We start from the raw sequence: 13,554 nt of genomic DNA, 5'->3' as shown, positions 1-13,554 counted from the left end.
CACCAACGATCAGACCGCAGGAGCCTTTCGCCGTCCCGGAGCCTTCTTGACCGGTGCCGCCGCCTTCTTTCGAACTTGGCCGAGGCCCGAGGCTTTTGCCAGTTCCGAGCGGGCAGCGGCATAGCCCGGGGCAACCATGGGGTAGTCTCGCGACAGGCCCCATTTCTCGCGATATGCCTCGGGGGTCAGGTCGTAGGCGGTGCGCAGATGGCGCTTCAGCGACTTGAATTTCTTGCCATCCTCGAGGCAGATGATGAAGTCGGCCGTCACAGACCGCTTGACGGGAACCGCCGGCTTCAGCTCTTCGATCGGTTCTGCGGCAGGCGCGGCGAGCTTGCCCAGGGCGGCATGCACGCTCTTGATCAGCGCCGGCAACTCAGCGGTTGCGACGGTGTTGTGCCCCACGAAGGCGGCCACGATGTCCGCGACGAGATCGAGATGATCCGTGTCGTTATTCTCGGTCGAAATCTCGGTCACGGCGCGCCTCGCAAGCAACAAGCAGTGTTGGTTGAACCTCACTTTTCACCAGGCTGCAAGATGCTTTGCCAGCTCCGACGCTATTTTGGATTTGCAATCACCGCCAAATTCAAATGAGCCCGGAAGGACCGCTGGATGGTTCTCGCGCTCCCGCGGGCTGGTGCTAACTGGCCCCCTCCCCTTCGGCAGCAACATCGTCGGCTCCGCGTTGGCCGGCCTCTTCGCTGATCGGCTGCATCTCCATTGCCACGACCCCGCCGTTCTCCTGTCTTTGCACGCTACGCCCCTACGACGACCGAAACCTGTTGATCCGACCTGATTCCAGGCTCTCTTAATCATCCCCGATCCGGGGATCGCTGGTGGCGTCCCCTCTCGACGCGGGGGACGGGATGGGGACCACTCACCACACTTCCGAGGCGACGCAGCGCGGCGCGCGCATGCTGCGCACAGCCCTCGGTCCGGCCATCGCGCGCTTCCTGGAAGACGGCTCCGTCGTCGAGGTCATGCTCAATCCGGACGGGCGCCTGTGGGTCGATCGGCTGGCCGAAGGGCTCGCCGATACCGGGGAACGGCTGTCGTTCGCCGATGGCGAGCGCATCGTCCGTCTCGTCGCCCATCATGTGGGCGCGGAGGTCCATCCGGGCGCACCGCGCGTCTCCGCCGAGTTGCCTGAGACCGGGGAACGGTTCGAGGGCCTCCTCCCACCGATCACGACCGGCCCCGCCTTCGCCATCCGCAAACCCGCCTCCAGCGTGTTCAGCCTCGACGACTACGTCGCCGCCGGGATCATGTCGGCCGATCAAGCGGCAGCCCTGTGCCTCGCCGTCGCCGAGCGCCGCAACATCCTTGTCGCCGGCGGGACGAGCACGGGCAAGACCACGCTGACGAATGCGCTCCTCGCCGAGGTCGCCAAGACCTCCGACCGCGTGGTGCTGATCGAAGACACCCGCGAGCTGCAATGCCTGACGCCCAACCTGGTCGCGCTACGCACCAAGGATGGCGTCGCCACCTTGTCCGAGCTCGTGCGCTCATCCCTGCGGCTGCGCCCCGACCGCGTTCCCATCGGCGAGGTGCGCGGCAGCGAGGCGCTGGATCTCATCAAGTGCTGGGGCACGGGCCATCCCGGCGGCATCGGCACCATCCATGCCGGCAGCGCCATGGGCGCCCTGCGCCGCCTGGAGCAACTGATTCAGGAAGCCGTGGTCACGGTCCCCCGCGCCCTCATCGCCGAGACCATCGACCTCATCGCCGTGCTTTCCGGCCGCGGCTCGGCGCGCCGGCTCACCGAGCTCGCCCGCGTCGAGGGGCTCGGGCCCGCCGGCGACTACCTCGTCATCCCCGTCGAAGCCTCCCAGCAAACCGGAGAACCCTGATGATCCAGCATGCCCGCCGCCTTCGCCGCTACATCGGTCCCACCGCCGTCGCCCTTCTGGCCAGCGCCATGCTGGCCCCCGCGGCCTACGCCTCGGGCTCCTCGATGCCGTGGGAGCAGCCGCTCCAGCAGATCCTGACGTCGGTCGAGGGGCCCGTCGCCAAGATCATCGCGGTGATCATCATCATCACCACCGGACTCACCCTGGCGTTCGGCGACACGAGCGGAGGATTCCGCAGGCTCATCCAGATCGTCTTCGGCCTGTCGATCGCTTTCGCCGCCAGCTCCTTCTTCCTGAGCTTCTTCTCGTTCGGCGGCGGGGTCACCCTCTGATGACCCCGCTGGCCGATCCCTCCGCTGAGTTGTCGGGCTTTTCCGTCCCGGTCCACCGGGCCCTGACCGAACCCATCCTGCTCGGCGGCGCCCCGCGTGCCATCGCCATCCTCAACGGCACGCTTGCGGCGGCGCTCGGCCTTGGCCTGCGCCTCTGGCTGGTCGGCCTCGCCCTTGGGGCCGTCGGTCACTTCGCAGCGGTGTGGGCCGCGCGGCGCGACCCGATGTTCGTCGAGGTCACCCGGCGCCACCTGCGCATCTCCAGCCATCTGTCGGTGTGAGCGGAACGATGATGAACCTTGCCGAATATCGCCGGACCGCCGCGCGCCTCGCCGACTACCTGCCCTGGGCGGCGCTGGTGGGCGACGGTGTCGTTCTCAACAAGGACGGCAGCTTCCAGAGATCGGCCCGGTTCCGCGGTCCCGACCTCGACAGCTCCGTGCCCGCCGAGCTCATCGCAGTTGCCGGCCGCCTCAATAATGCGTTTCGGCGCCTGGGCTCCGGCTGGTCCATCTTCGTCGAGGCCCAGCGCCATCCCGCCGGCCGCTATCCCTCGAGCCTGTTCACGGACGCCGCGGCCGCCCTCGTGGATGCCGAGCGCAAGGCCGATTTCGAGGAGGCGGGGCGGCATTTCGAAACGAGCTATTATCTCACCTTCGCCTTCCTGCCGCCGGCGGACGACGCCGCGCGCACCGAGAGCTGGCTCTATGAGGGACGCGACCAGGCGGGCATCGATCCCCACGACGTCCTGCGGTCGTTCATCGACCGGACCAACCGCGTCCTCCAACTCCTCGAAGGCACCATGCCGGAGTGCCGCTGGCTCGACGACGGCGAGACCCTGACCTACCTGCACGCCTGCATCTCGACGAAGCGCCATCGCGTCCGCGTTCCCGAGACACCCATGTATCTCGATGCGCTGCTCGCCGACGAGCCGCTCACCGGCGGGCTCGCGCCCATGCTCGGCAAGGCGCACTTGCGTATCCTCACCATTGTCGGCTTTCCCAGCGCCACCACCCCTGGGATCCTCGACGAACTCAACCAGCTCGCCTTTCCCTACCGATGGTCGACGCGGGCCATCCGGCTCGACAAGACCGACGCGACCCGGCTGCTGACCAAGATCCGGCGGCAGTGGTTCGCCAAGCGCAAGAGCATCGCCGCGATCCTGAAGGAGGTGCTCACCAACGAGGCCTCCGTCCTCGTCGACAGCGACGCCGCCAACAAGGCCGTGGATGCCGACCTCGCGCTGCAGGAGCTCGGCGCGGATCTCGCCGGCATTGCCTTCGTCACCGCGACCGTGACGGTCTGGGATGAGGATCCCCGCGCCGCCGACGAGAAGCTCCGCGCGGTGGACAAGGTCCTCCAGGGCCGCGACTTCACCGCCATCACCGAGACCGTCAACGCGGTCGACGCCTGGCTGGGCACCTTGCCCGGACATCTCTATGGCAATGTCCGCCAGCCGCCGGTCTCGACCCTCAATCTCGCCCACATGATCCCCCTCAGCGCCGTGTGGGCGGGGCCGGGACGGGACGAGCACTTCGGCGCTCCCCCCTTGCTGTTCGGCAAGGCCGCAGGCTCGACCCCGTTCCGGTTTTCCCTTCATGTGGGAGACGTGGGCCACACGCTGGTGGTCGGCCCGACGGGCAGCGGCAAGTCGGTGCTGCTGGCGCTGATGGCGTTGCAGTTCCGCCGCTACGCGCGTTCCCAGGTCTTCGCCTTCGACTATGGCGGCTCGATCCGGGCCGCGGCGCTGGCCATGCGCGGCAACTGGCACGACCTCGGCGGACGCCTGACGGACGGGTCGACCCTGTCCGTCTCGCTGCAGCCGCTCGCCCGCATCGAGGATGTTCCTGAGCGCGCCTGGGCCGCCGATTGGGTCGTGTCCATCCTCCAGCGCGAGGCGATCGAGGTCACGCCCGACGTCAAGGAGCACCTGTGGTCCGCCCTGACCTCACTCGCCTCCGCGCCGATCCATGAGCGGACCGTCACCGGCCTCACGGTCCTCCTTCAGTCCAACCCGCTCAAGCAGGCCCTGCGGCCCTATTGCGTCGGAGGTCCCTACGGTCGGCTGCTGGACGCCGAGAGCGAAGAGCTCGGCGATGCCGCGGTCCAGGTCTACGAGACCGAGGGCCTGCTCGAGACCGGTGCCGCGGCGCCCGTGCTCGCCTATCTCTTCCACCGCATCACGGACCGCCTCGACGGCCGACCCACCCTCATCCTCGTGGACGAGGGCTGGCTGGCGCTGAGCGATCCCGGCTTCTCCAGGCAGCTCACCGAATGGCTGGTCACGCTGCGCAAGAAGAATGCGAGCGTGATCTTCGCCACCCAGTCCCTGGCGCAAATCGAGAAGAGCCGGATCGCCGCGGAGATCATCGACAGCTGCCACACCCGGATGCTGCTGCCCAACGACCGCGCCGTCGAGCCGCAGACCGCCGCCATCTACCGGCGCTTCGGTCTCAACGACCGGCAGATCGAGCTCATCGCCCGGGCGACCCCGAAGCGGGACTATTACTGCCAGTCACGGCGCGGCAACCGCCTGTTCGCGCTCGGCCTGTCCGAGATCGCCCTCGCGCTGTGCGCGGCCTCCTCGAAATCCGACCAGGCGCTGATCAGCGAGGTGGAGGCCCGCGCCGAGCCCGGCCGCTTCCTTGAGGACTGGCTCGCCGCCCGCGGCCTCGCCTGGGCCGCCGATCTCATTCCCGATCTTGTCAATCTCGCTCCCGATCCGGAGGCCCTGCCATGAGCCGTCCTGTCCTGTCGGCGCCGAGCGCCCTGCGCATTGCGACCTTGCTCCTCGCCAGCGTCGGGGCTCTTGCCCCTGTGCTGCACCAGCCCGCCGTGGCCCAGTATGTGGTCTTCGACCCGAACAATTATGCCCAGAACCTTCTGACAGCAGCCCGTGCGCTCCAGCAGATTCAGAACCAGATCACCAGCCTGCAAAACCAGGCGCAGATGCTGATCAACCAGGCCCGCAATCTCGCGAACCTCCCATTCTCCTCGCTCCAGCAGATCCAACAATCGATCCAGCGGACCCAGCAGCTCCTGAACCAGGCGCAGCGGATCGCCTACGACGTCCAGAGCGTGGATCGGGCGTTCCAGACCACCTACGGCAATGCCTCCCTGACCGCCTCCGACCAGCAGCTCGTCGCCCAGGCCAGGGAGCGCTGGCAGACCTCGGTGGCGGGCCTTCAGGACGCCATGCGCGTCCAGGCCACCGTCGTGTCCAATATCGACACCCAGCGATCCTCCCTCGACGCCCTCGTCGGCCAGAGCCAGGGCGCGACCGGCGCGCTTCAGGCGACCCAGGCCGGCAACCAGCTCCTCGCGCTCCAGGCCCAGCAGCTCACCGACCTGACGGCCCTCCTCGCCGCCAACGGCCGCGCCCAGGCGCTGACCGAGGCCGAGCGCGCCGCGGCGGCCGACCAGGGCCGCGAACAGCGCCGGCGCTTCCTCGCGCCGGGCACGGGCTACCAGCCCGGCAATGCCCGCATGTTCAACAACTGAGGACGGGCGATGGACACCAGCATGCTCACCCGCCTCGGCGCCGTGGTCTTTGTTGCCGTCGCGATCACCGTCGCGGCGATCGAGATGGCCCGGAAGGGGGAAGAGCCGGTGCCTCCTGCCACCGTGCGGCCCGGCGGGGCGGGGCCGGATCCGCTGCGTGAGGAGTTGCACCGCTGTGCCCTGCTCGGCGAGGCCGGCGGGCGCGATCCGGGCTGCCTCGCCGCCTGGGCGCAGAGCCGCGCCCGCTTCCTGGCGCCGACGCCAGGCACCTCATCGTCGCAGGAGGCGCGCTGACATGGGCGGTACCGGCGTTATCGACCACTTCCTCGAGGTCTTCACCCGCTACATCGATTCCGGCTTCGGTCTGCTCGGCGGCGAGGTGGCGTTCATCGCCACGACCCTCATCGTCGTCGATGTGACGCTGGCCGCCTTGTTCTGGAGCTGGGGCGCCGACGATGACCTCATCGCCCGCCTCGTCAAGAAGACCCTGTTCGTCGGCGTCTTCGCCTATCTGATCTCCAACTGGAACAGCCTCGCCCGGATCATCTTCGAGAGCTTCGCCGGCCTCGGCCTCAAGGCATCGGGAACGGGTTTCAGCACGGCCGACCTGCTGCGGCCCGGCAAGGTGGCACAGACTGGCCTCGACGCAGCGCGCCCGCTGCTGGAATCCATCTCCGATTTGATGGGATGGATCTCCTTCTTCGAGAACTTCATCCAGATCGCCTGCATGCTGCTGGCCTGGGCGCTGGTGCTGCTCGCTTTCTTCATCCTCGCCGTCCAGCTGTTCGTGACGCTCATCGAGTTCAAGCTCACGACGCTCGCCGGCTTCGTCCTCATTCCCTTCGGCCTGTTCGGCAAGTCCGCCTTCATGGCCGAGCGCGTCCTCGGCAATGTCATCTCTTCCGGCATCAAGGTGCTGGTGCTCGCAATCATCATCGGCATCGGCTCGACACTTTTCTCCGAGTTCACCGCCGGTTTCGGCGGGGCGACGCCGACCATCGACCAGGCCATGGCCATCGTGCTCGCCGCCCTCTCGCTCCTCGGGCTCGGGGTCTTCGGCCCGAGCATCGCCAACGGTCTCGTGAGCGGTGGCCCGCAGCTCAGCGCGGGCGCCGCGGTCGGCACCGGCCTTGCCGCTGGCGGAGCTCTGATGGCGGCCGGTGCCGCCGGCGGGATGGCCCTGCGCGGCGGCATGGCGGCGCTGTCGGGCACCGCCGCAGCGGCCCGTGGCGGCGCGGCACTCGCCGGTGGCGCATCCACTGCCTACAGCCTCGCCTCGGCCGGGCAGTCTGGTGCCGCTGGGGTCGCGTCCGGTCTTGGCGGTGTCGCTTCTACCGGTGCAGAGGCCGCCGTCTCCCCGCTGAAGCGCGCGGTCTCCCGCGCCGGCGCGACGCTCCAGGCCAGCCATGCCGCCGGAACCCGCGCCGCGTTCGAGGCGACCGGCGGCTCCTCGACCATGGGCACGGCCGCGGGTGGCGCAGAGGGGGCCAGCGGCGGCACGTCTTCTGCCTCAGACATCCAGCGCAACGGACCGCCCGATTGGGCGCGGCGTATGAAGCGCGCCCAGCACATGACCCACGGCATCCAGACCGCCGCGCACGCCGTCCGCTCCGGCGACGGTCATGGGAGCGGTCATTCCGTCACTCTCTCCGGGAGCGAATGACATGAGCATCTTCAGGCGATCCTCCACCCACTACGGCACGTCCCCGCAGCCGGAGACGCCGTACCAGCGGGCGGGCCAGGTGTGGGACGAGCGGATCGGCTCCGCTCGCGTCCAGGCCAAGAACTGGAGGCTGATGGCGTTCGGGTGCCTCGCCCTCTCCGCCGGCTTCGCCGCGGCCCTGGTGTGGCAATCGGCGCGCGGCATCGTCGTGCCGTGGGTGGTCGAGGTCGACAAGCTCGGCCAGACACAGACCGTCGCTCCGGCCACGGCCGATTACCGGCCGAGCGATCCGCAGATCGCCTGGCACCTCGCCCGTTTCATCGAGCAGGTCCGCAGCGTGCCGGCAGATCCGGTCATCGTGCGCGAGAACTGGCTGAGGGCCTATCAGTTCACCACCGACCGCGGGGCGCAGGCCCTCAACGACTACGCGCGGTCGAACGATCCCTTCGCCAAGGTCGGCAAGCAGCAGGTCGCCGTCGACGTCTCCAGCGTCATCCGCGCCTCGGGCGATTCCTTCCGCGTCGCCTGGAGCGAGCGCCGCTATCAGGATGGGGCGCTGGCCGACACCACGCGCTGGACCGCCATCCTCACCATCGTGGTGCAGGCGCCACGCGACGCCGAGAAGCTGCGCGCCAACCCGCTCGGCATCTATGTCAACGCCATCAGCTGGTCGCGGGAGCTCGCCCAATGACGCCGCCTATCCGTAAAGCCGGAAGCCCGGATTTCCGCGGGGCCGCAGTGGCGGCCTTGCTCCTGTCCGCATCGGCGCTCGCCGGTTGCGCCACCCAGAAGCCGCCCGAAATCAGCTACGATGCCGAGGTCCCTCCCCTGCCGGCGGTTCCCGCGGTGGCCGACGGGCGGCCGCGGCCATTGCACATCCCGCCAGCCTGGACTCCGAGCCGAGGCGGCACCGCCGCCGGCGCGCCAGCCGCGCGGGTCGAGAATGCCAATGCCGCCGCTCGTGTCGAGCCGAAGAAGGAGGGCTATTACAACGCCATCCAGATCTTCCCCTTCAGCGAGGGCGCCCTCTACCAGGTCTATGCGGCGCCCGGGCAGATCACGGACATCGCCCTCGAGCCCGGCGAGAGCTTCACCGGATCTGGTCCCATCGCCGCCGGCGACACCGCCCGCTGGGTCATTGGCGACACCGAGAGCGGGTCTGGTGCGACCCGGCGCGTCCATGTGCTGGTGAAGCCCACGCGCCCGGACATCACCACCAACCTCGTCCTCACCACCGACCGCCGCACCTACATGGTCGAGCTGCGTTCCGGCGAGAAGCCCTATATGCCGGCGGTGGCCTGGGCCTATCCGCAGCCGCCGGCCTCTCAGCGGCAGGCTGTTCCCGCGGCCCCGCTCATCCCCGCGCTCGAGGCGCGCAACTATCGCTACGGCCTCACCGGCGACACGCCACCCTGGCGGCCGGACGAAATCTATGACGATGGTCGGCGGGTCTATGTGGTTTTCCCGCGCGGCATCGTGCAGGGCGAGATGCCGCCCATCTTCGTCATCGGCGCCGAGGGCGAGACCCAGATCGTCAACAGCCGCATCCACCAGAACGTCCTGATCGTCGACCGCCTGTTCGGCGCCGCCGAGCTGCGCCTCGGCAGCGGCGAGCGCCAGCAGAAGGTCCGGATCGTGCGCACCGACGGGAGGCCTGCCTGATGAGCGAGCACCCGCAATATGATCAGAACGAGCCGTCCGAACCGGCCGCCACGCCCATGCGCCTGCGCGCCGAGCCCCCGCGCGTCACCCGAATCTCACGCAAGGTTCTTGTCGGCATCGGCCTCGTCTCGGGCCTGGGTCTGAGCGGGGCGCTGATCTATGCCCTGCAGACCCGCACCGCCGGAAACGCCCCGGACGAGCTCTATTCCACCGAGAACCGCTCCACCGCCGACGGCCTCGCCGGCCTACCGCGTGACTATACCGGTCCGATCCTCGGCCCCCCGCTGCCGGGCGACCTCGGACGGCCCATCGTCAATGCGCAGAACCGGGGCCAGCCGGTCGTGCCACCGGCCATGCCGGCCGCCATCGTCGATCCGGAAGAGCAGCGCCGCCACGCCGAGCAGGAGGCTGCGAGGACCTCGCGCGTGTTCTTCCAGACCGAGGCCAGAGCGACAGCGGCTGCATCGCCGCTCGCCGGGACTGCGGGGATGGCCGGCGTGCCCGGGCTGAACGGCGTGCCTGTCCCGCCCTCGGCGCAGGAGCGGCAGCTCAACTTCCTCAACGCCACCGTCGACCGGCGGACCGTCGCGCCCGATCGGGTGATGGCGTCGGCCTCGCCCTATGTGCTTCAGGCGGGCTCCGTCATATCCGCGGCGCTCATCACCGGCATCCGTTCGGATCTGCCCGGGCAGATCACCGCCCAAGTCACCGAGCACATCTATGACAGCCCGACCGGGCGCGTTCTCCTCGTCCCCCAGGGCACGCGCATCATCGGCGAATACAGCAACGATGTCGGGTTCGGTCAGCGACGGATCCTGCTGGTCTGGAACCGGCTGATCTTCCCCAATGGACGCTCCATCGTGATCGAGCGCCAGCCGGGCGCAGACACTCAGGGCTATGCCGGCGTGGAGGATGGCGTCGATTATCATTGGTGGGATCTCGCCAAGGCTGCAGCCCTCTCTACCCTGCTCAGCGTCGGCGCCGAGCTTGCCGTCGATGACGAGGACCGCTTGCTGCGCGCCATTCGCAACGGCGCCCAGGACACCGCCAACGATGCCGGCCAGCAGATCGTCCGGCGCCAGCTCAATGTGCCGCCGACGCTGACGATCCGGCCGGGATTTCCTGTCAGGGTCATCGTCACGCGCGATCTCGTGCTCGAACCCTATGGGGGACAACAGTGACAAAGCTCAAACTCGGTCCATTGACCGACGACAAACCCGTCAAGATCACCTTGGAGCTGCCCGCAGCACTGCATCGCGATCTCGCAACCTATGCGCAGGTGCTGGCGCGCGAGATAGGCCAGCCGGTTGGCGATCCCTCGCGACTGATTGTTCCCATGCTGGAGCGCTTCATTGCCACCGACAGAGGGTTCTCCAAGGCAAAGCGCGAGCGGGGCACTCAATCCGGTGACATGGACGGAGCCGTGTCGGAATAGCGGGCGCGAAGCAGGTCGAGAAAGGGCCGCAGGGCCGGGTTCCGGTTGGTTTCTTTCCAATAGGCTGCAAACCGTATGCGGACCGGGCCGGCATCATCGTGCAACTCGCGAAACACGATCCCGGAACCATTGACCCCGACAGCACTTTCTGAGACCAGCGTCAACCCAAGGCCCGCGGCGACGAAGCCCAAAAGACGGTCCAGGCAGACTTCGTGACCGATGAAGCTGCAGCCAGACCGGTCACCCAATCGTGCCCGCAGCATCGCCTCATAGTCCGGTCCCGGGTCACGTCGATTGACCAGAACGCGGGCCCCTGCAAGATCTGGCCAGCGTACGACGGAGCACGAACCAAGAAAATGATCCACCGGAAGGGCGACCATCACGCGCTCACTCCAAAGGGGTAACAATGCGCCGCCCCAGGCTGAATGTCCCTCCGCCGTGAGGAAGACGTCGATGCTCCCTGAGGTGAGGTCAGCGAGCAGACGATTGCGCGATCCATCGATGCTGTGAACCTCTACACCCTCATGCCGCCGTCCGTACGCCGCGAGTGTCGCCCTTAGGTTGCCAACTGAGAGCGCCATGCAGATGCCGACAACGAGATTCCCACTTTCACCGCATCCCCGCGCCTTCATCCGCTCGAACGCAGCATCTGCCTCCGCCAGAATGTGCTTCGCCATCGCAATAAACTCTTCGCCCGCAGATGTGAGTCGCGTGCCGTTGGCAGTCCTCTCAAAAAGCTCAACTCCAAGCCGGTATTCCAGGTCGCGCAAGCGGCGGCTGAGCGTGGACTCCCGCACGTTGAGCGCTCCCGCCGCCCGCCTGAGGCTGCGATGTCCGGAGGCTACGATAGCCCAGTGCATGTCGCGAAGCTCAATTGTCAAGACCGAAACTCTTCGAATTCTGGGAATTGCCGTGCGTTTGCCGCAACATGCGCGGGTTTTGAAAGGCATCGACGTGACCCACGACCCGGAGGGGGCGCATTGCTCCAGCGACCGAAGCGTGCCGGTGCGATCGGGTGATAACATCCAAGAGAGGACAGACAGCAATCTCTGCGATGAGCCATACTGCGCCTACATCGTCGATTTTTTCCGCTCGATAAACAAAGCCCATGGAAAAATGAAGCCATGTCCCGGAGACCCAACGGTCCAGTCGTCCCAAGCAAACAAAGCTGAAGAAAAGAGAACGAGCGTCTGACGAGGAATACGCATGATCTAGACTACCTTGCCTCTCAGCTCTTCACCTTGCCGATTTCCGCCTTCAGCTCGGGGATGACGGTGTTGATGTCGCCGACGAGCCCGTAGTCGGCCACCTGGAAGATGGGGGCCTCCTCATCCTTGTTGACGGCGACGATGACCTTGCTGTCCTTCATGCCGGCCAGATGCTGGATGGCACCGGAAATGCCGAGCGCGATGTACAGCTCGGGGGCCACCACCTTACCGGTCTGGCCAACCTGCCAGTCGTTGGGGGCATAGCCCGCGTCCACGGCGGCGCGCGAGGCGCCCACCGCGGCGCCCAGCACGCCCGCCAGCGGCTCGATCAGTTCGGCGAACTTCTCTCGCGAGCCCAAGGCGCGGCCGCCGGAGACGATGATCTTCGCCGCCGTCAGTTCCGGACGATCCGATGCTGCGATAGTCTCCTCCACGAAGGTGGAGACGCCGGGATCAGCCACCGCCGGGATGGCTTCCACGGTCGCCGAGCCGCCCTCGCCGATGGCGCCGAAGGACGCGGTGCGCACCGTGATCACCTTCTTCGCGTCGGAGGACTTCACGGTCTGGATGGCGTTGCCCGCATAGATCGGCCGCTCGAAGGTGTCGGGGGCCACCACCTTGGTGATGTCCGACACCTGCATCACGTCCAGCAGGGCTGCCACGCGCGGCAGCACGTTCTTGGCCACGGCGGTGGAGGGGCCGACGATGGCGTCATAGCCGGGGGCCAGCGCCACGATGAGCGCGGCGAGCGGCTCGGCGAGGCGATGGGCATAGAGCGCGTCGTCCGCCAGCAATACCTTCTCGACGCCCGAAAGCTTGGCGGCGGCGTCGGCGACGCCCTTGGCATTCTGGCCGGCCACCAGGATGTGCACCGGGCCGCCGAGGGCGGCGGCGGCGGAAAGCGCCTTGGCGGTGACGCCGTTGAGAGCCGAATTGTCGTGTTCGGCGAGCAGCAAAGTTGCCATCAGATCACCCCCGCCTCATCCTTGAGCTTCGCCACCAGCTCGGCCACCGAGCCCACCTTGACGCCCGCCTTGCGGCCCGCGGGTTCCGCGGTGGAGAGCACGGTGAGGCGCGGGGCGACGTCCACGCCGTAATCGGCGGGCGTCTTCTCGGCGATGGGCTTCTTCTTCGCCTTCATGATGTTGGGGAGCGAGGCGTAGCGCGGCTCGTTGAGGCGCAGGTCCGTCGTGACGATAGCCGGGCCGTTGAGCTTCACGGTCTGCAGGCCGCCGTCGATCTCGCGGGTGACGGCGACGCCGCCGTCCTCGACCACGACCTTGGAGGCGAAGGTGCCCTGGGGCCAGCCCAGCAGGGCGGCGAGCATCTGGCCGGTCTGGTTGCAGTCGTCGTCGATGGCCTGCTTGCCAAGGATGACGAGGCCGGGGGCTTCCTCGCCGACCACGCCCTTGAGGATCTTGGCCACCGCGAGCGGTTCCACCACGCCGTCGACCTTCACCAGGATGCCGCGGTCGGCACCCATGGCCAGCGCCGTGCGCAGGGTCTCGGAGGCCTGCGCCGGTCCGATGGAGACGGCGATCACCTCGGTGGCCTTGCCGGCTTCCTTCAGGCGGAGCGCCTCTTCAACCGCGATCTCGTCGAACGGGTTCATGGACATCTTGACGTTGGCGAGCTCCACGCCCGACCCGTCCGATTTCACCCGGACCTTCACGTTGTAATCCACCACCCGCTTAACGGGCACCAGGATCTTCATGGGCTGAATCCGCCTCTCTAAACTTCGATTGTCGCATCAGATTTTGGTGGCGTGTTGTGGCGCGGCCGCGCGCCGGTTCGTCCACCATGGCGCCGTCCCCTGCAACGGATCCGTCCCCGCTCGCCAAGATCTCCCGGCCCAGCCGACCTCACCGGAAATAGGCGAAAAGCCTCCCAACTGAGAGCAGTC

Annotated in this window: 15 protein-coding genes; 11 read left to right on the top strand and 4 right to left on the bottom strand. The window is 67.6% G+C overall.

The features are described 5' to 3' along the window. Positions 1-9: 9 nt before the first annotated feature. Positions 10-477: a Ros/MucR family transcriptional regulator gene (locus tag EJ105_RS12285; protein WP_250166556.1), complete on the bottom strand. Its 468-nt coding sequence runs from the start codon at positions 475-477 to the stop codon at positions 10-12. 389 nt (positions 478-866) lie between these two features. Here EJ105_RS12285 and trbB point away from each other — a divergent pair, with 389 nt between their 5' ends. The 11 genes from trbB to EJ105_RS12230 are packed head-to-tail and all read left to right on the top strand — an operon-like array spanning position 867 to position 10,443. Then, a complete protein-coding gene (gene trbB, locus EJ105_RS12280; protein WP_250166555.1) occupies positions 867-1,850 on the top strand; it encodes a P-type conjugative transfer ATPase TrbB in 984 nt (327 codons plus the stop codon). Next, entirely contained in the window at positions 1,850-2,182 is a 333-nt protein-coding gene (locus EJ105_RS12275; RefSeq protein WP_250166554.1) for a TrbC/VirB2 family type IV secretion system protein, read from the top strand. The genes trbB and EJ105_RS12275 overlap by 1 nt, the downstream gene beginning before the upstream one ends. Further along, the gene (locus EJ105_RS12270; protein ID WP_250166553.1) at positions 2,182-2,463 is read left to right on the top strand and encodes a VirB3 family type IV secretion system protein; all 282 of its coding nucleotides are present in this window, start codon (positions 2,182-2,184) and stop codon (positions 2,461-2,463) included. Before EJ105_RS12275 ends, EJ105_RS12270 begins: the two co-directional genes overlap by 1 nt. Positions 2,464-2,471: 8 nt before the next feature. Beyond that, a complete protein-coding gene (trbE, locus tag EJ105_RS12265; RefSeq protein ID WP_250166552.1) occupies positions 2,472-4,922 on the top strand; it encodes a conjugal transfer protein TrbE in 2,451 nt (816 codons plus the stop codon). Beyond that, on the top strand, positions 4,919-5,683 hold the full coding sequence (gene trbJ / locus EJ105_RS12260) for a P-type conjugative transfer protein TrbJ (protein ID WP_250166551.1): 765 nt from the start codon (positions 4,919-4,921) through the stop codon (positions 5,681-5,683). The genes trbE and trbJ overlap by 4 nt, the downstream gene beginning before the upstream one ends. A 9-nt stretch (positions 5,684-5,692) precedes the next feature. After that, the gene (trbK-alt, locus tag EJ105_RS12255; RefSeq protein ID WP_250166550.1) at positions 5,693-5,977 is read left to right on the top strand and encodes a putative entry exclusion protein TrbK-alt; all 285 of its coding nucleotides are present in this window, start codon (positions 5,693-5,695) and stop codon (positions 5,975-5,977) included. Between the two features lies 1 nt (position 5,978). Next, entirely contained in the window at positions 5,979-7,346 is a 1,368-nt protein-coding gene (trbL, locus tag EJ105_RS12250; RefSeq protein ID WP_250166549.1) for a P-type conjugative transfer protein TrbL, read from the top strand. A 1-nt stretch (position 7,347) separates the two neighbouring features. Then, positions 7,348-8,037 (top strand): conjugal transfer protein TrbF, encoded by a 690-nt coding sequence (gene trbF, locus EJ105_RS12245; protein WP_250166548.1) that lies wholly within the window; start codon positions 7,348-7,350, stop codon positions 8,035-8,037. Then, positions 8,034-9,008 carry a P-type conjugative transfer protein TrbG gene (gene trbG / locus EJ105_RS12240; protein WP_250166547.1) on the top strand — a complete coding sequence of 325 codons (975 nt, stop codon included), beginning with the start codon at positions 8,034-8,036 and terminating at the stop codon, positions 9,006-9,008. The genes trbF and trbG overlap by 4 nt, the downstream gene beginning before the upstream one ends. Next, positions 9,008-10,189 carry a TraB/TrbI/VirB10 family type IV secretion system protein gene (locus tag EJ105_RS12235; RefSeq protein WP_250166546.1) on the top strand — a complete coding sequence of 394 codons (1,182 nt, stop codon included), beginning with the start codon at positions 9,008-9,010 and terminating at the stop codon, positions 10,187-10,189. Before trbG ends, EJ105_RS12235 begins: the two co-directional genes overlap by 1 nt. Further along, entirely contained in the window at positions 10,186-10,443 is a 258-nt protein-coding gene (locus EJ105_RS12230; protein WP_250166545.1) for a DUF2274 domain-containing protein, read from the top strand. The genes EJ105_RS12235 and EJ105_RS12230 overlap by 4 nt, the downstream gene beginning before the upstream one ends. Here the strand turns inward: EJ105_RS12230 and EJ105_RS12225 are convergent. The 3 genes from EJ105_RS12225 to EJ105_RS12215 form a co-directional block, all read right to left on the bottom strand. After that, positions 10,407-11,303 carry a LysR family transcriptional regulator gene (locus EJ105_RS12225; RefSeq protein ID WP_284145428.1) on the bottom strand — a complete coding sequence of 299 codons (897 nt, stop codon included), beginning with the start codon at positions 11,301-11,303 and terminating at the stop codon, positions 10,407-10,409. The two genes, EJ105_RS12230 and EJ105_RS12225, sit on opposite strands and share 37 nt — an antisense overlap. Positions 11,304-11,671: 368 nt before the next feature. Next, the gene (locus EJ105_RS12220) at positions 11,672-12,616 is read right to left on the bottom strand and encodes an electron transfer flavoprotein subunit alpha/FixB family protein (protein WP_250166543.1); all 945 of its coding nucleotides are present in this window, start codon (positions 12,614-12,616) and stop codon (positions 11,672-11,674) included. Further along, positions 12,616-13,365 carry an electron transfer flavoprotein subunit beta/FixA family protein gene (locus EJ105_RS12215; protein WP_138400191.1) on the bottom strand — a complete coding sequence of 250 codons (750 nt, stop codon included), beginning with the start codon at positions 13,363-13,365 and terminating at the stop codon, positions 12,616-12,618. Before EJ105_RS12215 ends, EJ105_RS12220 begins: the two co-directional genes overlap by 1 nt. Positions 13,366-13,554: the final 189 nt, after the last annotated feature.

The organism is Xanthobacter aminoxidans, from assembly GCF_023571765.1.
GTDB lineage: Bacteria > Pseudomonadota > Alphaproteobacteria > Rhizobiales > Xanthobacteraceae > Xanthobacter > Xanthobacter aminoxidans.
This window is presented reverse-complemented; position numbering and strand designations above follow the sequence as displayed.